The organism is Gemmatimonas sp. UBA7669, from assembly GCF_002483225.1.
Taxonomy (GTDB): domain Bacteria; phylum Gemmatimonadota; class Gemmatimonadetes; order Gemmatimonadales; family Gemmatimonadaceae; genus Gemmatimonas.
In genome coordinates, this window is sequence record NZ_DLHL01000004.1 from 21,034 (window position 1) to 40,345 (window position 19,312).

Below are 19,312 nucleotides of genomic sequence, written 5' to 3' on the forward strand. Positions count from 1 at the left end.
CATGACCGTTCCTGACGGCCAACGTCCGCTGCGCGCCGCCGTGCTGCTGGGCCTCGCGCTGCTCGGCGTTGCAGCCTGCAGCCCACGCGATGACCTGGCAGAGAATCAGTCGCAGCCCGTGAGCGACAGTGCCCGCGCGGCGTTCGCCAGCTCCGCACGCGTTGACCTGACTGGAGGTGGGGCCACCTTTCCCTATCCGCTCTACGCCCGGTGGTTCAACGAATACGCCCCACTGGCGCAGGTGCGCATCAACTACCGTGCCGAAGGTTCGGGTGAGGGAATTCGCCACATCATCAACCGCACGGCGGACTTTGGTGCGACCGATGTGCCGATGACGGATGCACAACTCAGTCGTGTGGGCGCGCAGGTGCTGCACATCCCCACCGCCGTCGGGGCTGTTGCCATCACCTACAACCTGCCGGGCGCGGGGCGTCCGCTGCGCCTCAGCGCCGACGTGTTGACGGACATCTTCCTCGGACGCATCACGCGATGGAGCGATGCACGCCTCGCGGCGCTCAATCCGGATCGGACGTTGCCCGACGACTCGGTCATTGTCGTCGTTCGCGACGACGACAGCGGCACCTCGTACATCTTCAGCGACTATCTGGCCACCGTCAGCGCAGATTGGGCACGCCATCCCGGCCGCGGCAGCACGGTCGACTGGCCGGTGGGGCGGGGAGCGCATGGCAACGAGGGAGTGGCCGGCCTCGTCAAGCAAACCGTGGGCGCCATTGGCTATGTGGAAGCCGTGTTCGCCCGACAGAACCGATTGCCGCTGGCGCACCTCCGCAACCGCGCGGGTCGCTTCATTTCACCCATGCCATACGAGATTGCGGCCGCTGCTGACCAGGTGCTTGCGCGCGAAGCCGGACGCATGACGCGCCCCAACGACTACCGTCTGTCGCTGGTGGACGCGCCAGGCCAGGCCTCGTATCCCATTGCCTCCTTTACCTGGCTGGTCTTTTCGCCCGCCGTGCTCGGCGAGCCGCGCACCCGTCAGTTGGTGGACTTCCTGCACTGGGCCCTGCGCGACGGGAGCGCCATCACCTCGAGCCTCGGCTACGTCACCTTACCCACCAGTGTGGCTGAGGACGTGCTGCAGCGCCTCGACCAACTGCCTGCAGCCGCAGCGCGCGCGCATCCGCACTGAGGGCACGTGGCCGGGCCTCCAAGCGCCGGTAGTCTGCACGAGGTAGTTTGTCCTCATGATCTGCGTCTCGCATCACCACTTTGAGCCGGTCGCGCCATGACGGCCCCCGGCGTTTCCCGTCCAGCAGCGAGCGGCAGCGATGTCCGCATCGCCGCCATCGACATCGGGTCGAACTCCGTGCGGCAGATCATTGCGGACGTGTCGTTGGCCGGACAGATCCGCGTCGTCGATGAAATGAAGGCCATGCCACGACTGGGCGATGGCCTCGAGTCCACCGGCCTGCTTTCCACCGATGCCATTGCCCAGGCGGTGGCGGCCGTGCAGCGCATGGTGGTGCTGGCGCGGCAGTTGGGGGCGGTAAGGCTCGAGATCGTGGCCACGAGCGCGGTTCGGGACGCCGGCAACGCCATCGAATTCACCGAGCAGGTGTACGAGGCCACGGGCGAACGGGTGCGCGTGCTCACGGGTGAGGAAGAGGCCCTGCTCTCCTTCCGGAGTGCGCTGGCCCACTTCGAGCTGGGCGCCGGACGTACGGTGGTCATGGATATCGGCGGTGGGTCGCTCGAGCTGGTGCTGTCCAAGGATGGCCTCATTGAGCGCGTGGCCTCCCTGCCCTTTGGCGCCGTCCGCATGACCGAGCGCTTTCTCACACCGGCCGTGCGTCCGCGTCGCGTGCGCGCCCTGCGCGAGTATGTGCGCGATGGGCTCAAGAAGGCGGTGCCCGTGAAAGACTGGCGCGGCGCGCAGATCATCGGGTCGGGCGGGACCTTCACCAACCTCGCCGGTATCGTGCTGGCGCGGCAGCATGTCGCCGTGCGCTCGCCGCACGGTACGCGCGTCACGCGTGTGGAGCTCGAACACGCGCTCGACTGGCTGCAACGCCTCGACAGTGACGAGCGACGACTCGTTCCCGGTCTCAACCCTGCGCGCTCCGACATCATCGTGGCCGGACTCGCGGTGGCCGCCGAAGTGCTGTCCCGTTTTGATCCGCACGACCTGCTCGTGTCCGCCTACGGCATTCGCGAGGGGCTACTGCTGGAGACGGCGCGCGTCACACCGGTGGTGGCAGACCCCGGCGAAGCGCGTGAGCGTTCGGTGCGCGAGTTCGCCGAGCGCTGTCACTACGAAGCGCCGCACGCCAAGCAGGTGCGCGCGCTGTCACTGCAGCTCTTTGATGCCCTCGCACCGCGTCTCGGGCTGTCGGCCGATGACCGTCGCATGCTGGCCGACGCCGCTCTGCTGCACGATGTGGGATACCACATCAACTATGAGAAGCATCACAAGCATTCGTTCCATCTCATTTCGCATGCCGAGCTGCTGGGCATGACACCTGCCGAACAGGTGGCCATCGCGCACGTGGCGCGCTACCATCGTGGCGCACCGCCCAAGCTCAAGCACCCGGGATTCGGTCAGCTGGATCGCAACATGCGCGAGCGCATCACCAAACTGTCAGCCATTCTGCGTTTTGCCGATGGCATGGACCGCGGGCACGTGGCCGCTGTTGGTGGTGTGGCGGTCAAATGGACCAGCGACGCACTGCGCGTGATGCCCACGGAAGCAGACGGCGCCACCAACATTCGTCTCGAATGCTGGGGCGCCAGTCGCAAACGTCACCTGCTCGAAGCCGTACTCGACCGACCGGTCGTGGTGCTGATGCCCGACGGCACCGAGGTCATGACGGACGACGACGGCGAGATCGAGTAACTGCGGGGGGCGGATCGGGCGCGCCCCAGGGGTGGCGAATGAGCGTGGCCTGTGTGGCGCGCGAGTCCTTGCCGCTGGCCTCGCGGCGACGGTACTGCCCATCTGATCCGAGCTCCCAAGCCTGCCGGTTGTCGGCCAGACAGGTCGCCAGCACCCGCTCGAGTCCGGGATGCAACTGTGGATCATCGATGGGCACCATCGTTTCCACGCGCCGATCGAAGTTGCGGGGCATCCAGTCGGCCGAGCCGATGTAATACTCCGGTCGCCCCCCATTGGCGAAGAACGCCACGCGGGAATGCTCGAGAAAGCGTCCGATGATGCTGATGACACGAATGCGCTCACTGATGCCCTTCACGCCGGGCATGAGACAGCAGATGCCCCGCACGATGAGATCGACTTCCACACCGGCCTGCGACGCCCGATAAAGCGCCGCAATCACCTCCGGATCGACCAGCGCGTTCATCTTGGCAATGATGCGTCCACCGCGCCCGGCCATGGCATGTGCCGTCTCGCGGTCGATGAGTTCCAGCACCTTGGCGCGCAGCCCCACCGGGGCCACGGCCAAACGGCGGTAGAACTTCTGCCGTGACACCCCCGTGAGCGAATTGAACAGATCGCTCAAATCGGCGCCGATTTCCGGATGGCAGGTGAACAGGCCGATGTCGGTGTAGAGCCGCGCCGTCTTCGAGTTGTAGTTGCCCGTTCCCAGATGCACATAGCGCCGGATGCCATCCGCCTCACGCCGCACCACCAGCACCGTCTTGGTGTGCGTCTTGAGCCCTGGCAAACCATAGGCCACGTGAATGCCGAAGTTTTCCATCGTGCGCGCGAAGCCGATGTTGTTCTGCTCATCGAAACGCGCCTGCAGCTCGATCAGCACTGCCACCTGCTTGCCGGCTTCCGCTGCCTCGGTGAGCGCCCGCACGATGGCGGTATCGCCCGAGGTGCGGTACAGCGTGAGCTTGATGGCCAGCACCTGCGGATCATTGGCCGCCGCCTCGAGGAAAGCTTCCACCGAACTGCCAAACGACTCGTAGGGGTGATGCACCAGGACATCACGCTCCCTGATGACGTCGAACATGTTGCGCGAATCGCGAAAGGCCGGCGGCGTCAGCGGTGAGTGTGGCGGATCGTGCAGCTCCGGCATGTCGATGCCTGCCAACTGCATCAAGTCACCCAACTCCAGCAGTTCGTCGAGCTCATGCACGTCGGCTGCCTGCAGTGGCGCGACTTCCTGCGTTTCGCTCGCGCCCAGCTCCTCAAGCAACAGACTGCGAATGGCCTCCGGCATGTCGCGCTGGATTTCGAGACGCACCACTTCGCCGAACCGACGCTGAAACACCTGCTGCTCGATGGTCTCCAGCAGGTCCTCCGGCTGGTCCATCTGGCCGAGGTCCAGATCCGAGTAGCGCGTAATGCGAAACAGGAACGAACGCCGGACTTCCATGCCGGGAAAGAGCGACCCCAGGTTGCTCGCGATGACTTCCTCGAGCGGCACGTAGCGATGCCCGTGTCCTGTGGACACCCAGCGCGAGAGCAGGCGCGGAACCTTTACGCGCGCGAAGTGCTCCTTGCCCGTGACGGGATCGACAATGTCCACCGCCAGCGACAGCGACAAATTGGAGATATAGGGGAACGGATGTCCCGGATCCACCGCAAGCGGGGTGAGCACAGGGAACACCTGTGCGTCAAAGAACGCCTGCACGCGTTCGCGTTCGTCATCGTCCAGGGCCGGCATGGGCACGAGCTGAATGCCGCGCACCGCAAGCGCCGGCAACAGTTCGCGGCGCAGCACCGTCCGCCGACGCTCCAGCAGGCTCGCCACGCGCTCGCGAATGGCAATCAGCTGCTCCGCGGGCGTGAGCGGGTCCGAGGCATACTGCGACGCACCGGAGGTGGCCTTTCGCCGCAGGCCGGCCACCCGCACCATGTAGAACTCGTCGAGGTTGGTGCTGAAAATGGCGAGGAACTTGAGCCGCTCCAGCAGCGGCACCCGCTCGTCGAGGGCTTCCTCGAGTACACGGGCATTGAAGTCGAGCCAGGACAGCTCGCGATTCAGATATGGCAGGGCGAGCGAGGTCGCCGAAGACTTCTGCGTGGCCACCACGATGCGCGCGGCCGTCATCGGACGGCCGCGCGCCTCCGGTCAGAGGGGATTGAATGCGGCGAGCAACCAGTAACTCAGCGCGGCCATGGCCGCGCTGGCGGGAATGGTGACCACCCACGCCCAGACAATGCGTCCGGCGAGGCCCCAGCGTACGGCCGAGAGACGATTGGTGGCGCCCACACCGACAATCGCGCCGGTGATGGTGTGCGTCGTGCTCACCGGAATGCCGAACTTGGATGCAGCCAGAATGACCATGGCGCCGCCCGTCTCGGCGCAGAACCCGCCCACCGGACGGAGCTTGGTGATGCGGGTGCCCATGGTATGCACGATGCGCCAGCCGCCAAACAGTGTGCCCAGCGAGATCATCGTATAGGCACTCAGCTCCACCCACACCGGAATGGTGTCCAGCGACGTCACATGAAAGTGCGCGAGGAAACCGGTCTGGTTGGCAAACGTGGCCTGCGTGGCAACGAGCAAGCCCACGATGATACCCATGGTCTTCTGCGCGTCATTGCCACCGTGCGCCAGCGACAGCAAGGCAGAACTGGTGAGCTGCGCCACCCGGAAGAACTTCTCCGACTTGTTCTTGGCGATGTTGCGGAAGGTGCTGAAGACGATGACCATGAGCAGGAAGCCCATGAGTGCGCCAAGTGTGGGCGAAAGAACGATGGCCGAGAGGGTCTCGATCCACTTCTTGCCCCACAGCAGCGCGGCAAAGCCGGCCTTGGCCACCGCGGCTCCCGCATAACCGCCAATGAGAGCGTGCGAGGAGCTCGACGGAATGCCGAACCACCAGGTGATGAGATTCCAGATGATGGCGCCGAGCAGGCCACCGAGGATGACGTTGGCGTCGACGACCGCGAGATCGATGAAGCCCGCAGCCACGGACTTGGCCACAGCGGTACCGACGAAGAACAGCGCCGAGAAGTTGAAGACAGCGGCCCAGACCACGGCGGCCAGCGGGCTCAGAACCCGGGTGCCGACGATCGTGGCGATGGAATTGGCGGAATCGTGGAAGCCGTTGATGAAGTCGAACGCCAGCGCGACGACCACGATGAACAGGACGAAGGTAACCACGTGATATGGGTGCTTCGCGTCAGCTGTTCTTGAGCGCGATGCTCTCGAGGGCGTTGGACACGTCCTCGCACTCGTCGATGGCCTCCTCGAGGGCGTCGAAGATTTCCTTCCACTTGAGCACCTCGATGGCCGGTTCGTCGCGCTCGAACAGCGCACCCACCGACTGGGCGTACAGCACGTCGCCCTCTTCCTCGAGCTGCTTGATGAGACGGCCATGCTCCATCATGCGCTGGCGCTTGGTCACATCCCCTACCGACGCAAGAATCTCCTTGCCGCAGCGCACCAGCACATCGGCCATCTGCACCCCACCGTCGCGCGCCGTGGACACGCGGAACATCACCACGCGGCGCGAGGCCCCGTTGATGAGATCGATGACGTTGTCGAGGCGCTTGGCCAGCAGGTGAATGTCTTCGCGGTCGAGCGGGGTGACAAAGCTCGTGTCGATGCGCTGATTGATCGTGTGCACGATGGCGTCGCCATCGGTTTCGACCTTTTTGATCTGCACCGAGATCTGCGCCGCGTTGGACGGGTTCTCGAACATGGTGCGCAGCAGAGTGGCGGCATCGCCGATGTAGACAGCCTGCTGGCGGAACAGGTCGAAGAACGTCTCGTCTTTGGAGAAAAGCTTCACGGGATCGTGTGGGCTGAGTACGGTTGGCGCCATTGCGGCGCGAGCAGGAAGAATCGCGCCAACCGGCCTGCGGCGCCACGGCATGTCACGAACTCGCGAAGGTTCGTGACACGAGCGATACACGTGCGCGGGAACACCCGCGCAGACGAACAGTTCAGTGCCAAACCGCTCTGGCGTCCGATACCGCACGCCGACGGCGGACAAACTCGTCGCGTGCAAACCAGCGGACGAGCAGCGCTCCGGCCACAAAGCCGCCAACGTGCGCCCACACTGCCACGCCGCCGGAGATTTCGCGCCTGAGGGGCGAGAGCTCGGGCAGTCCGGCCACCACTTGACTGAGGAACCAGAACACCAGCACCAGCCAGGCCGGTAAGCCGACGAAAAAGAACGGGGGAATGAAGGTGCGGACACGCACGCTGGGATACAGCAGCAGATAGGCCCCCATGATGCCCGAGATGGCGCCGGACGCGCCCACGGTGGGCACGGGAGACGCCGGATCCACCGCGAGGTGGGCAAAGGCCGCGGTGATCCCCGTCAGCAGGTAGAAAGCGAAGAAACGCACGCGCCCCATGCTGTCCTCGACATTGTTGCCGAATACCCAGAGGTACAACGAGTTACCGATCAGGTGGCCCCAGCTCCCGTGCAGGAAGATCGACAGGACCGGGGTAAACCAGTTGATCGACTGGTCGTCGATGACGCAGGCCAGCTCCTGGTTGCCGACACGGCCCAGCGGGACGCCAAATCCCAGCGGGGCCCGGCCGGAGATCTCGCCCGGTACAAAGCCCAGATCGCAGACGCTCACCGCCAGCGGGAACGGACTCCCGGCTCCCTGGACGAGGATCCACACCGCCCAGGTGAGCGCCAGAAGCCCGATCGTGACCACCGGGCGGCGCAGCGTCGGGTTGTCATCGGCATACGGAAACATGGCAGCCTGTGGCTCATCTGGTGGTCAAAATGACAGCCTGCCGTTCCGGCAGTCAGAAATCCTCCCCCCAACCTCGTACCTGCGCCGACTAGGCAGAAGATTCTCGGCCCAACCATTGCCAATGGCAAGGGTAGCCGTGGCGGGAACGGGCGAATCGGTCGCCCTGGTACGTACGACCCCGCCACGCCTGGACCTCAATCGAGACTTCCATGGCTGAAAAAGTTATCGGCATCGACCTTGGCACCACCAACTCCGTGGTGGCGGTGCTCGAAGGTGGCGATCCCGTCGTCATTCCGAACGCAGAAGGTGGCCGCACCACCCCCTCGGTGGTCGGCTTTACCAAGGACGGCGAGCGCCTCGTTGGCCAGATCGCCAAGCGGCAGGCCGTCACCAATCCGCAAAACACCATCTTCTCGATCAAGCGCTTCATGGGCCGCCGCGTGGCCGAGGCGCAGAGCGAGCAGGCGCGCGTGCCCTATAAGCTCGTTGCCGGCCCGAACGACGTGGCGGCCGTGGAAGTGGGCGGCAAGCGCTACACGCCGCCCGAGATCTCGGCCATGATCCTGCAGAAGATGAAGCAGACGGCCGAAGACTACCTCGGACATAGCGTATCCAAGGCCGTGGTGACCGTCCCGGCCTACTTCAACGACGCCCAGCGTCAGGCCACCAAGGACGCCGGCAAGATTGCCGGCCTCGAAGTGCTGCGCATCGTCAACGAGCCCACCGCGGCCGCACTGGCCTACGGTCTCGACAAGAACAAGAAGAAGGACGAAAAGGTGGCCGTGTTCGACCTGGGTGGCGGCACCTATGACATTTCCATCCTCGAGCTCTACGACGTGGATGGCACGCGCCAGTTCGAGGTGAAGTCCACCAACGGCGATACGCACCTCGGCGGTGACGACTTCGACCAGCGTGTCATCGACTGGCTGGTGGCGGAGTTCAAGCGCGACCAGGCCATCGACCTGTCCAAGGACCCGATGGCGCTGCAGCGTCTCAAGGAAGCCGGCGAGAAGGCCAAGATGGAGCTGTCGAGCGCGAGCACGACCGACATCAACCTGCCCTTCATCACCGCCGACGCCTCGGGCCCCAAGCACCTCAACTACACGCTCACGCGTGCCAAGTTTGAGCAGCTCGTGGACGATCTCGTGCAGCGCACGCTCGAGCCCATGAAGCAGGCGCTCAAGGACGCCGGCATGCAGCCGAGCGAAGTCGACGAGGTCATCCTCGTGGGTGGCTCGACGCGCATTCCGAAGATCCAGCAGGTGGTCAAGGAGTTCTTCGGCAAGGAGCCCAACAAGGGCGTGAATCCGGACGAAGTGGTGGCCGTTGGCGCCGCCATCCAGGGCGCCGTGCTCACCGGCGAGCAGAAGGACGTACTCCTGCTCGACGTGACGCCGCTCTCGCTCGGCATCGAAACGCTCGGTGGCGTGATGACGGTGCTCATCCCGCGCAACACCACCATCCCGACGAAGAAGGCGGAAACCTTCTCCACGGCCGACGACAACCAGACGACGGTGGAAATCCACGTGCTGCAGGGCGAGCGCGATCTGGCGGTGTATAACCGTACGATCGGCAAGTTCCAGCTCACGGGCATTCCGCCCGCACCGCGCGGCATGCCGCAGGTCGAGGTCACGTTTGACATCGACGCCAACGGCATCCTGCACGTGACGGCGCGCGACAAGGCGACGGCCAAGGAACAGAAAATCCGCATCGAAGCGTCGAGCGGGCTCTCCGACAACGACATCGACAAGATGGTCAAGGACGCGGAGAAGAACGCGGCCGAGGACAAGAAGCGTCGCGAGGAAATCGACACGCGCAACCGTCTCGACTCGCAGACCTACGAAGTCGAAAAGAACGTGAAGGAGTGGGGCGACAAGGTCCCGGCGAATCTCAAGGAGCGCATCGACGCGGCCGTCGAGCGTTCGCGCAAGGCGCTGCGTGGTGACGACATCGCCGAGATCCGCGCGGCCCAGGAAGAGCTGAGCAAGGCCTACAGCGAGGCAGGCCAGGCCTTTTATCAGCAGCAGTCGGCGCCGTCCGAGGCCGAGGGCGCAGCGCCCGAGGGCGAGGCCGCGGCCGGTGCCAGTGGCGCCAAGGCCGAAGACGTGGTCGAGGCCGACTACGAAATCGTCGACGACAAGAAGTAATCCGGCACGGCACCCTCCCCCGAGGGCCGGATCGGCGTATGTTCCATCAGGCCCCGTCGGAAACTCCCGGCGGGGCTTCGGTGTCTGATCTCCGTGTGTAGTTGGACCCTGTGACACCAACCTGACCGAACCATGGCTGCACGCTACTCCCGATTCCGCTTTGCCACCGCCTCCGCTGTGTGCTTCGCCGGCGGTGTGCTCTTTGCGTCCGGCATGGACTGGACGAAGATCAGTTGGGCCCAGAGCACCACCGGCAATCGTCCGGCGGTCGTGCGTGGCCCCTCCAGTCCCGAGGGCACGTCCACGTTTGCCGACATCGCCGAGCGCGTGACTCCCGGCGTCGTTGCGGTGAACACTTCACGCACGGCCCGGCCGCGTGCCAACATGCGCGGCCGCGTGCCGCAGGGCATGGAGGACTTTCTCGAGCAGTTCGGCGCGCCGCAGCCGCGGCAGCAGCGCGGCGAGGGCTCGGGCTTCATCCTGAGCGGTGACGGATACATCGTCACCAACCACCATGTCGTGGCCGACGCCGATCAGGTGTCCATCACGCTCAGCGACGGGCGCATCTTCAAGGCGCGAGTCATCGGCAGCGATTCCACCACCGATGTGGCGGTGCTCAAGATCGACGCGCGTGGTCTGCCCACGCTCAACATCGGCGATGACGAGACCACACGCATTGGTGAGTGGGTGTTGGCGGTCGGCAATCCGCTCGGCCTCGACTTCACCGTCACGGCCGGCATCATCTCGGCCAAGGGCCGCGGCTCGGAAATCAACCTGCCCAACGCCGGCAGCTTCACGGTCTCCGATTTCATCCAGACCGATGCGGCCATCAATCCCGGCAACTCGGGTGGCCCGCTCATCAACATGCGTGGTGAGGTCATTGGCCTCAACAGCGCCATTGCCAGCCAGACGGGTTTCTACTCGGGCTACGGCTTTGCCATTCCCATCACACTGGTCAAGAACGTCACCGACGCGCTCATCAAGGATGGTCGCGTGCGTCTGCCGGTCATGGGTGTGTCCGTCCAAGCCGCGCTCCCCGAGGACGCCGGCATCAACGGCCTCTCGCGCGTTGGCGGTGTGAAGGTCGCGGGCTTCAACCCGGCGGATGCGGGTCCGGCCAAGGCGGCGGGCATCGAGGTCGGTGACCTCATCATCACCGTGGACGGCAAGCCGGTGGATCGTGTGAGCTCGCTGCAGCGCGCTGTGCGTCAGCGGCGTGTGGGCGACGTCATTCCGGTAGAGGTCATGCGCTTCGGCACCAAGAAGACCTTCAAGGTCAAGCTGGTGGAAGCGGAGACCAATGCGGCGCTGGCCGTGAATACCGAGGATGCGGCCAGCAAGGCCAACCCCGCCTCTGGCAAGCTCGGCCTGTCCGTGGAGCCGCTGCCCGCCGATGTCGCCACGCGTTTGCGCACGAACGGTCGTGGTGTGCGTGTGGCCGACGTCGCAGAAGACGGCCCGGCGCGCGATCGCCTCTTTGCCGGTAGCGACATCGTGCTGGCTGTGCTTTATCCCACGCCGCGTCGTGACATTCGCAGCGTGGCCGACCTGCAGGACATTCTTGGTGGTCTCAAGGATGGCGACTACGTGAGTCTACTCGTGCAGTCGCTGGATCCGCGGCTCGGCCAGCGCGTGGTCAACCTGCGTGTTGGTGGCTGATGCCGTAGGCCTGTAGGCCGTCACCACACCTGGCAACATGCGTCGGGGCGTCTGGCCAATGACCAGACGCCCCGATGTGTTTGTGAAACTGGCCTGCGTTCAGCGGAAGAGATACAGCGATGCGCCCACCTGCACCCGTGTGCCAGTCGAACGGAACGTCTCACGCGTTGTGCCCCCATCCGTGATTTCCTGCAGACTCGTCAGGTTGCCAAAGGTCCAAAGGGCCGTGCCAGTCAGCGCAACGCTCGACGACACGTGGAGTTGCACGCCCGCACCAGCCGTTGGCGCGACGCCTTCGAATTCCGTGCTGCCACTCGCTGCACGACCCGTTGCGCCGGCAGTCCCGAATACGCGAATCGGGGAGTCCGCGCCGGGGAAAAGCTGGTAACGCAGCAGCGCGTCATACTGCGACACGGTCACGTTCTCATCGTCGCGCCGACGGTTCAGCACATTGCGGTCGAAGTTCACGAGCACCGACACCTTGTCGCTCATGCCGAAGCCGGCGTGCAGACCAAAGCCGCTGCCGAACTCGAGGTTCTCCGCCGCCTCCTTCACGCTCACCGACGCGCCGGCATACTGCAGACCCACGAACAACCCGCGTCCTGCGCCCGCCTGGGCCTGGGCCGTTCCGGCCACGCCCAACGCGAGCGCCATCATATAGCCCGTCACCCGGCTCCACCGCGTGCGTTTGAGTCTGTGGTGCATGCTGCCTCCTGTTGTGTGATTGCGACTACATTTGGCACGTGACGACTCCTCTCGAACTGTCCCGTACCGAGATGCGCGCCCTGGGCGAGCGCGCGCTCGAGATGGTCATACACCATTTTGCCACGCGGCGTGACCTGCCGCCTGCGACGACCATCACAAAGTCCGATGCGGTCGCCAGGCTGCACACGGACCTGCCCGAACAGGCCACGCCGCCGGAAGACCTGCTGGACCTGCTGGCCCGCGAGGTCTTCCCCAATGCCTTCCACGCCGACCATCCGCGTTTCTACGCGTTCGTCCCCAGCCCCACGAATTTCGTGAGTGCCGTGGCCGATTTCCTGGTCAGTGGCCACAATCTCTTTGCCGGGCACTGGCTCGCCTCCTCGGCGGCCTCGCAAATCGAGCTGACGGTCCTCGAGTGGCTGTGCAGGCTCTGTGGCATGCCGACCGGCAGCAGCGGCATCTTCGTAAGTGGTGGCTCCATGGCCAACCTCACGGCTCTCGTCACCGCCCGCGAGGTCAAGATGGGCGCGCACGATGCGCGGGCCGTTGTCTACTGCTCCGATCAAACGCATTCCTCGTTGTTCAAGGCACTGCGGGTGCTGGGCTTCGCGCGCGATCAGCGCCGCCTCATTCCCACCGACGCGACGCTGCGTTTGTCGGTGCCGGCCCTGCGGGCGGCCATTGAAGCCGACCTGGCAGCAGGACGTCGCCCGCTGTGTGTCGTGGCGAATGCCGGTACCACCAACACGGGCGCCATTGACCCGCTGCACGAGGTGGCCGACCTCTGCGCCGAGCATGATGTCTGGATGCACGTGGACGGCGCGTACGGGGCGGCGGCGGCCTTTACGCCGCGTGGGCGCGCGCTGCTCGATGGCATGGAGCGCGCCGACTCCATCACGCTCGATCCGCACAAGTGGCTGTTCCAGCCGTACGAGTTGGGCTGTCTGCTGGTGCGCGATCCACGTCACCTGGTGCACGCCTTTCACGTGGGGGACGACGACCACGCCGACTACCTCGCCGACGTCGCGCGGCATGTGCAGGCCGACGTCAACTTCTACGACCGGGGCATTCAGCTCACGCGCAGCGCCAAGGCCATCAAGTTGTGGCTCTCCCTCAGGGCCTTTGGCCTGCCGGCGTTTCGTGAAGCCATCGAGTCCGGCTTTCTGCAGGCCGAGCATGCAGAGCGCGTGTTGCGGGCGTCGCCGTCGTGGGAGATCGTCACACCGGCGCAGATGGGCATCATCACCTTTCGCTACCGCCACCCGTCCCTGTCGCCGGCCGCGGTGGATGCGGTGACGGCACGGGCCGTGGATCGCATGCGCCTCGAGGGGCAGGCGCTCATCATGTCCACCATGCTGGGCGAGCGCCCGGCGCTCCGGCTGTGCACGATTCACCCGGCAGGCACGCTGACTGACGTGGAGCGCTCCCTGGCGCAGCTGCTTGGGTTCCTGGAGGCCGAGGCCGCGCTGCCGCAGTCCCCGTCGACTTGATTATCTTGCGATGCTGGGCCCGAGACATCGGGCCCGGTTTGCGGACGTGGCGAAATTGGTAGACGCACCAGCCTTAGGAGCTGGCGGGGCAACCCATCCCGGTTCGAGTCCGGGCGTTCGCATAGCCAGAGTGATGGATACAAGAGGCCCCGCGCGCGACGGAGGCCCGTGATCATCCCGCGCGGTCGAACACAAGAGGACATCGATGACGCGTGCGATGCTGTTCGCCCTGCTGCTCCTGACATCTGGGCCGTTGGCTGCGTCCGCGCAGCGTGATCCCCGCCCTTCCCGACCGCCCTATCCGGTGACGCGTACGGTTGGCGTCGTCGATGACTATTACGGTACGAGAATCCGCGACCCGTACCGTTGGCTCGAGCAGCTCGACGAGCGCGAGGTACGCGACTGGGCGGCGGCGCAGACGGCACTGGCCCTCCCGTATCTGCGCGACAACGACGTGCGACCGTGGTTGCTGACGCGGGTGGACGAGCTGACCGCCTTTTGGCGCGAACCGTCAACGCGCCGCGCTGAACGCGAGGCGCCGCTGGTCACTGACTCATCACTGGCGGCCGGCGAGTCGCTCGACGGCGTATGGGTGTCCCCCGATCGGCGCTATGCGGCGTACCAGGTCTCCACCAACGGCAGTGATTGGTCGGAGGGGCGCATCCGGCGGGTAGCCGATGGCGCCGACCTCGCGGAACGACTTGAGGGCTTGTACGGACACGCGATGCTGTGGACGCAGGATGGTCGCGGCTTCTTTTACGTTCGGGCCTCCAAGCCCGCGCTGACTAGCCGTGCCAAGCGGGCGGGCCCCGGTGTGTACTATCACGTGGCCGGTACGCCGCAGGCGAGCGACCTGGTCATCCTGCGCATGGGTGCCACGGTGACCGACGTGAACGTCGACCAGGAGTTCTCCGCCGACGGCCGCTTCCTCTTCGTTTCCGAAGGGACCGGCCCCTACGTGGATGACCTGGGGCAGATCGACTCGCGCCTGCACGTGCTCGACCTGCGCGATCCGGCGCGCCCGGCGATCGATGGTGCGCTGGTCGCGCTCTCGGCCACACGAGACGCCGCGTACCGCGTGGTGGCCACGCGCGGCGATAGTCTCTACCTGTTCACCGATCGCGGCGCACCGCGGCGCCGACTGGTGGTTTTTTCCATTCGCACACCCGCCGCCCAGCAGTGGCGCGAGGTCGTGCCGCCAAGCGACGATGTGATCGACCGCGTCGAGGAGATAGACGGTCGCTTCGTGGTGCGGTTCGTGCGGAACGTGCAGCACGGAATACGGGTGTACGAACGCGATGGGCGCCTCGTCCGCGAGCTGCCGATCCGGCCGATGTCGACGATCACGAGCATCCAGTCCGATACGGCAGGCGCGCTCGTGGTGCGCGCGGTCGAAGGATTCGTCCCCACGCGACGTCGCTACGCCCTCACAACCGGCCGCGACACGGCGGAGCTCGACCTCAAGACGCCATCACCCGCCGACCCGTACGAGATCCGGCAGGTTTGGTACACGGCGAAGGACGGTGTGAAGGTGCCGATGTTCGTGGCGCACCGTCGTGGACTGGCGATGGACGGCTCTCACCCCACCGTCTTGACTGGGTACGGTGCATCGAGTTCGATCGAGTTGCCGAACTTTGGAGTCGGGGCGATTGCCCTGCTGGAACTCGGCTTCGTGCTGGCGGCGCCATCACTGCGTGGCGGCGGTGAGTTCGGGCGGGGGTGGTACGAGGCCGCAATGCTCGGCCGGAAACAGACGACCTTCGACGACTTCATTGCCGCCGCGGAGTTTCTGATCCGCGAGCGGTATACGTCGGCAGAACGGCTCGCCATCCTCGGCGGCTCCAACGGCGGACTGCTCGTGACGTCTGTCATCAACCAGCGCCCGGAACTGTTCCGCGTCGCCATCGCGAACGTGCCGCCCACGGACCTGCTGCGCTTCGACCCGGGCGCGCACAGCGCGCAGTATGGCTCGCCACAGAACCCTACCCACGTGCCGTTCCTGCGCGCGAGTTCGTCGCTGCACAACGTGCGGCCAGGCGCCTGCTATCCGTCCACGCTGATCACGACCGCCTTCAACGATCAAGTTGTTCCGGCGTGGAACGCCTTCAAATTCGCGGCAGCGCTGCAAGCGGCGCAGTCGTGCGACCGCCCGGTACTCCTGCGCGCCGACACCACCGGAGGGCACGGGGGCATTGGGCTGGCGGACCTCGGCGATACGTTCGGCTTCATCACGAGCCAGCTGGGCGTGAAGCGACCGGGCACGGCGAAGGAGTGATATGTCGGGGTCGGCACGTGAGCTTTCGGCGAGGTGGAAGCGTCGTCGTGTGCGTTCGTCCCGATGTCCTCTACCGCGAAAACCGCGCGATCAGCGCCGCCAGTGTTTCTCCCTGACCAAACAACTGGCGCACCTCGGCGTAGCTGCTGTCTGTCGCTGCGACCAGCCCGTCGGCCAGACGTGCCTCTGTCCATCCGGCGCGGAGGGCCGCGAACGCTGGCGGGTCTCGCTGCTCGAGCCCAACCAGCGCTGTGCGCACGCGTTCGCGCACTGTGGCGGGTAGACTCGCTCGTACCGCCACCGGCCCCAGTCGAATGTCGGGCGATTCCCACAGCACACGAAAACGTGTCCGCTCGCTGTGGGTGAGGCGCGCCAGCTGGCGTTCGTATTCTTCGGTAGCCAGCCCCGCCACCTGCACGGCGCCGGTGCGCAGCAGATCGAACGCCGCCGCGTGCGTGCCAGCATAGGTGACACGTCGCACCTGCGCGTCGAGATCGCCAACCCCGCGCGCGGCCAACGCAAGCCGCGGCACGAGGTTGCCGGTCGTCGAGCCCGGGCTCACGAACGCTACGGCAGTCGTGTGCGCCTTCGCCTTGAGCGCGGCAAGGTCGCGAAGGCCATCATCCGTGGTCGCTAGCACGGCGCTGTAGTGCGTGCGCACTCCGGGTGGCACGTGAAACACGGACACGGCCACGGCGCGCTGCGGCACCGCATCGGCGAGGAGCAGGTAACCGAACGTGTTCGTGACCACCACGTCCACCCGTTCGCGCTGCACCGAGTCGGCCAGCGCCACCGGATCGGGCGCGACCACCACGCGAACAGGACGCTGCAGTGCGTTGCCAAGGTACTCGGCCAGCGGCGACACAGCGGCCCGCCGGTCGACGGTGCCGTAGGCGTACGTGCCAACGGCCAGCGTGTCGTGCGACTGAGCGGGCAGCGCGGTGGGGGCCGCAGCGAGCATGCACCACGCGAGAGCGATGTGCAGGGTCGTGAGCGCGCCGGGCGCCGAACAGTGCGCCGGCGGTGGGCAAAGGATACGTCGCATGCGAGTGCTACCCCGGCGCACCTCACACCGTCATCAGAAAAACGACAGCCCTGCCAGCATTCGCCGACAGGGCATCGTGTCACACCGCATCTCGCCTCATCGCCGCCACAACAACGCGCGACGGCGGCACAGAGACCATTCAGCGAGGCGGGCCGAGGCTCAGGCCGCCCGGTTCGCCGACCGACGACGGCGCGCTGCCGCCAGCGCCAGCAGGCCCGCCCCGGTAAGGGCCAGCGAACCGGGCTCCGGGACGGTCACCGGCGGGGTGACGGGCGGGGTGACGGGCGGCAGAATGCCCTCAACGATCCAGGTGCCGTAGCGCGCCGTTGGATTCGTTGGTGATTGGCTGTTGGACCCGGACCCGCCGATCACGGTACCGGTTTCCAACGTCGTCGCTGTGCTGGAACAGGTCGTCATCACCAGCATCGAACCAATGCTGGTGCCGTTATTCACGAACACAGTCGCACCGGGCGTGCTCGCCGTAATGCAGGCCGCGTCGATGCTGCCGTTGGCCAGCACGTTCAAGGTGAGCTGCGTGAGCGTCGCGCCTAGTGACGTGGAGTTCCCCGAGACGGCGCCAACGGTCAGATACCACACCGACGGCGACAGGTTGTATTGCGCCCCGAAGCCCAACTGGTTCGCAACGTCGAAAGAGAACGTCAGGCGATCAGCTGTCGTGAGCGACCCCGACGCCTGGGCAAAAGTCTGGCTTGTATAGGTGTAGCGAAATCCCTGGGCTTCGGCTCGCGGCGCGAGGGTCAATGCGGCGGCGAGCAGCAGCGCGCTGCCCTTGGCCACGAAATTCGAGAACGACTGACGCTTGTGGGTGGGCATGAAAACAGCGACTCCCTGATGTGAAGGGTCGGGGACTCCCCGAGGCGGGGTAGTCGGAGGGGGGCTGCACGAAGGCTCACGGCAGGGAGCACCGGGTGCCGACCGCGCGCCGACCGCGGAACGGAGATCGACTACCAGCCGCCCGTGCAAGAGTGGGGCCAAACGCATCACAAATCAGATTTTTAGGCCTGCCGGCGGGCTAAACCGCACAACGCCATCGGCTTATCGCACACCGCCACGGTCTGTCCCCACGACAGCGGTCTTGATGAATGCGGCGTTGGGGCCACAGTTCTGGGGAGCGCGCCCTACGAGACGCGCGGGCCGTCGGACAACGCCACGGCCGCGCCAAACCGCGCCACCCCGAACAACCCGATGTCGTGCGCGGTGGCGCCCCCCGTCACCACATCCGCACAGATCTCCCCGATCACGCTGCCGAACTTGAAGCCGTGCCCAGAGCAGGCAGATACCACCAGCAACTCCGGTGCCCCAGGTGCCCGGTCGATGATGAAATGTTCGTCGGGGGTATTCGTGAACAGGCACGCCGCCGACTGCTGCAGCGGGCCGTTGGCGCCGGGGAAATACCGCGATACCGCGGCCCGTAACGCCGCTTCGTCCTCGGCCTCGCACACGCGTGACATGGTGTCCGGATGCACCCGTTCGAAGCGATGGTGGTACTTGCCGATCTTGAAGCCAGGCGCGCCGTATTGCGGGAAGCCGTAGTACTGCCCTTCCTCGGCGTCCATCACGAACACGGGAAAGTTCGCCGGTGCAAACGCCGCCGTGTCGGCGATGCCGAACCACCCCAGCACCTGCCGCTCCGGCTGCAGCACCCCCCGCAGCGCAGGCACCAGATCACCCATCCACGGTCCGGCCGTGAGCACCACCTGACCGGCCGAATACGTGCCCCGTTCGGTGCGCACCGTCACCGAACCAGCGTTCGTCGTCACCTCGATGACGCGCTCATGGGTCCGGATCACGGCCCCATGCGCCTCTGCCCGCGCGGCGTGCGCCTGAATGCACCGCTCCGGGGTAAGAAATCCGGCATCGGGCTGGTACACCGCCATCGCCCCGGGCGCCGGCCGCCAACCCGGAAAGCGCGCCGAGAGTCGCTGGCCGTCGAGCACCTCATGATCGAGACCGTGCACCCGACAGCTCTCCAGCGAGCCGTCGAACACCGGACTGCCCGCCCACCCCACATCGAGCCCGCCCGTCACGTGCAACAACGGCTCGGACAACCCCTGCTCCAGGTCGCGCCAGAGCGTGAACGCCCGCCGCAGCAGCGGCACGTACGACGGGTCCTCGAAGTAGGCCAACCGGATGATCCGCGTCAGCCCGTGCGAGGATCCGAACGCGTGGCCGAGACCGTGCTGCTCGAGCCCAAGCACCCGCTGACCGCGCGCGGCGAGATGATACGCCGCCGCACTGCCCATCCCGCCGATGCCGACCACGATCACGTCGTACGCGCTGGCCATCGAAATCTCTCCATTCGGGACGTGAAGATCCGGGTTTCCCTTCTTGCCGAGCGTCGGTCCACAGCCCATGCTAGCGATACCAGTACATCTC

14 protein-coding genes and 1 tRNA gene are annotated in these 19,312 nt (G+C 65.8%); 7 read left to right on the top strand and 8 right to left on the bottom strand.

The window, feature by feature from the left end; translation table 11 throughout:
• The first annotated feature begins 1 nt into the window (after position 1).
• Both pstS and B2747_RS01355 read left to right on the top strand, forming a co-directional pair.
• Positions 2–1,150 carry a phosphate ABC transporter substrate-binding protein PstS gene (pstS, locus tag B2747_RS01350; RefSeq protein WP_291155825.1) on the top strand — a complete coding sequence of 383 codons (1,149 nt, stop codon included), beginning with the start codon at positions 2–4 and terminating at the stop codon, positions 1,148–1,150.
• A gap of 96 nt (positions 1,151–1,246) precedes the next feature.
• A complete protein-coding gene (locus B2747_RS01355) occupies positions 1,247–2,854 on the top strand; it encodes a Ppx/GppA phosphatase family protein (protein WP_291155828.1) in 1,608 nt (535 codons plus the stop codon).
• Here the strand turns inward: B2747_RS01355 and ppk1 are convergent.
• From ppk1 to B2747_RS01375, 4 genes are all read right to left on the bottom strand, one after another.
• Entirely contained in the window at positions 2,823–4,979 is a 2,157-nt protein-coding gene (gene ppk1 / locus B2747_RS01360) for a polyphosphate kinase 1 (protein WP_291155832.1), read from the bottom strand. The two genes, B2747_RS01355 and ppk1, sit on opposite strands and share 32 nt — an antisense overlap.
• Before the next feature lie 21 nt (positions 4,980–5,000).
• A complete protein-coding gene (locus tag B2747_RS01365; protein WP_291155835.1) occupies positions 5,001–6,038 on the bottom strand; it encodes an inorganic phosphate transporter in 1,038 nt (345 codons plus the stop codon).
• A gap of 19 nt (positions 6,039–6,057) precedes the next feature.
• Positions 6,058–6,669: a DUF47 domain-containing protein gene (locus tag B2747_RS01370; protein ID WP_291155838.1), complete on the bottom strand. Its 612-nt coding sequence runs from the start codon at positions 6,667–6,669 to the stop codon at positions 6,058–6,060.
• A gap of 154 nt (positions 6,670–6,823) precedes the next feature.
• The gene (locus B2747_RS01375) at positions 6,824–7,594 is read right to left on the bottom strand and encodes a rhomboid family intramembrane serine protease (protein WP_291155841.1); all 771 of its coding nucleotides are present in this window, start codon (positions 7,592–7,594) and stop codon (positions 6,824–6,826) included.
• 209 nt (positions 7,595–7,803) lie between these two features.
• Between B2747_RS01375 and dnaK the strand changes: the two genes are divergently transcribed.
• The gene (dnaK, locus tag B2747_RS01380) at positions 7,804–9,741 is read left to right on the top strand and encodes a molecular chaperone DnaK (protein WP_291155844.1); all 1,938 of its coding nucleotides are present in this window, start codon (positions 7,804–7,806) and stop codon (positions 9,739–9,741) included.
• Positions 9,742–9,873: 132 nt separating this feature from the next.
• Positions 9,874–11,400: a trypsin-like peptidase domain-containing protein gene (locus B2747_RS01385; RefSeq protein ID WP_291155847.1), complete on the top strand. Its 1,527-nt coding sequence runs from the start codon at positions 9,874–9,876 to the stop codon at positions 11,398–11,400.
• Positions 11,401–11,499: 99 nt separating this feature from the next.
• Here B2747_RS01385 and B2747_RS01390 read toward each other — a convergent pair whose 3' ends face one another.
• The gene (locus B2747_RS01390; protein WP_291155850.1) at positions 11,500–12,105 is read right to left on the bottom strand and encodes an outer membrane beta-barrel protein; all 606 of its coding nucleotides are present in this window, start codon (positions 12,103–12,105) and stop codon (positions 11,500–11,502) included.
• A 38-nt stretch (positions 12,106–12,143) separates the two neighbouring features.
• Between B2747_RS01390 and B2747_RS01395 the strand changes: the two genes are divergently transcribed.
• From B2747_RS01395 to B2747_RS01405, 3 genes are all read left to right on the top strand, one after another.
• Positions 12,144–13,595: a pyridoxal phosphate-dependent decarboxylase family protein gene (locus B2747_RS01395; protein WP_291155853.1), complete on the top strand. Its 1,452-nt coding sequence runs from the start codon at positions 12,144–12,146 to the stop codon at positions 13,593–13,595.
• Positions 13,596–13,635: 40 nt separating this feature from the next.
• Positions 13,636–13,717 (top strand) — tRNA-Leu (locus tag B2747_RS01400).
• An 83-nt stretch (positions 13,718–13,800) separates the two neighbouring features.
• The gene (locus tag B2747_RS01405; RefSeq protein WP_291155856.1) at positions 13,801–15,870 is read left to right on the top strand and encodes a prolyl oligopeptidase family serine peptidase; all 2,070 of its coding nucleotides are present in this window, start codon (positions 13,801–13,803) and stop codon (positions 15,868–15,870) included.
• A 70-nt stretch (positions 15,871–15,940) separates the two neighbouring features.
• On the opposite strand, the gene B2747_RS01410 is transcribed toward B2747_RS01405, so the two are convergent.
• The 3 genes from B2747_RS01410 to solA all read right to left on the bottom strand — a co-directional run bounded on the left by B2747_RS01410 (position 15,941) and on the right by solA (position 19,221).
• Positions 15,941–16,915, bottom strand: coding sequence for a phosphate/phosphite/phosphonate ABC transporter substrate-binding protein (locus B2747_RS01410; RefSeq protein WP_291155859.1), 975 nt, complete (start codon positions 16,913–16,915; stop codon positions 15,941–15,943).
• Between the two features lie 159 nt (positions 16,916–17,074).
• The gene (locus tag B2747_RS01415; RefSeq protein ID WP_291155862.1) at positions 17,075–17,749 is read right to left on the bottom strand and encodes a PEP-CTERM sorting domain-containing protein; all 675 of its coding nucleotides are present in this window, start codon (positions 17,747–17,749) and stop codon (positions 17,075–17,077) included.
• 305 nt (positions 17,750–18,054) lie between these two features.
• Entirely contained in the window at positions 18,055–19,221 is a 1,167-nt protein-coding gene (solA, locus tag B2747_RS01420; protein ID WP_291155866.1) for an N-methyl-L-tryptophan oxidase, read from the bottom strand.
• Between the last annotated feature and the right edge of the window lie 91 nt (positions 19,222–19,312).

Coding starts and splice junctions, on each gene's coding strand:
- pstS (WP_291155825.1), top strand. CDS start 2: ATGACCGTTCCTGACGGCCAACGTCCGCTGCGCGCCGCCGTGCTGCTG.
- B2747_RS01355 (WP_291155828.1), top strand. CDS start 1,247: ATGACGGCCCCCGGCGTTTCCCGTCCAGCAGCGAGCGGCAGCGATGTC.
- ppk1 (WP_291155832.1), bottom strand. CDS start 4,979: ATGACGGCCGCGCGCATCGTGGTGGCCACGCAGAAGTCTTCGGCGACC.
- B2747_RS01375 (WP_291155841.1), bottom strand. CDS start 7,594: ATGTTTCCGTATGCCGATGACAACCCGACGCTGCGCCGCCCGGTGGTC.
- dnaK (WP_291155844.1), top strand. CDS start 7,804: ATGGCTGAAAAAGTTATCGGCATCGACCTTGGCACCACCAACTCCGTG.
- B2747_RS01385 (WP_291155847.1), top strand. CDS start 9,874: ATGGCTGCACGCTACTCCCGATTCCGCTTTGCCACCGCCTCCGCTGTG.
- B2747_RS01390 (WP_291155850.1), bottom strand. CDS start 12,105: ATGCACCACAGACTCAAACGCACGCGGTGGAGCCGGGTGACGGGCTAT.
- B2747_RS01405 (WP_291155856.1), top strand. CDS start 13,801: ATGACGCGTGCGATGCTGTTCGCCCTGCTGCTCCTGACATCTGGGCCG.
- B2747_RS01410 (WP_291155859.1), bottom strand. CDS start 16,915: ATGCGACGTATCCTTTGCCCACCGCCGGCGCACTGTTCGGCGCCCGGC.
- B2747_RS01415 (WP_291155862.1), bottom strand. CDS start 17,749: ATGCCCACCCACAAGCGTCAGTCGTTCTCGAATTTCGTGGCCAAGGGC.
- solA (WP_291155866.1), bottom strand. CDS start 19,221: ATGGCCAGCGCGTACGACGTGATCGTGGTCGGCATCGGCGGGATGGGC.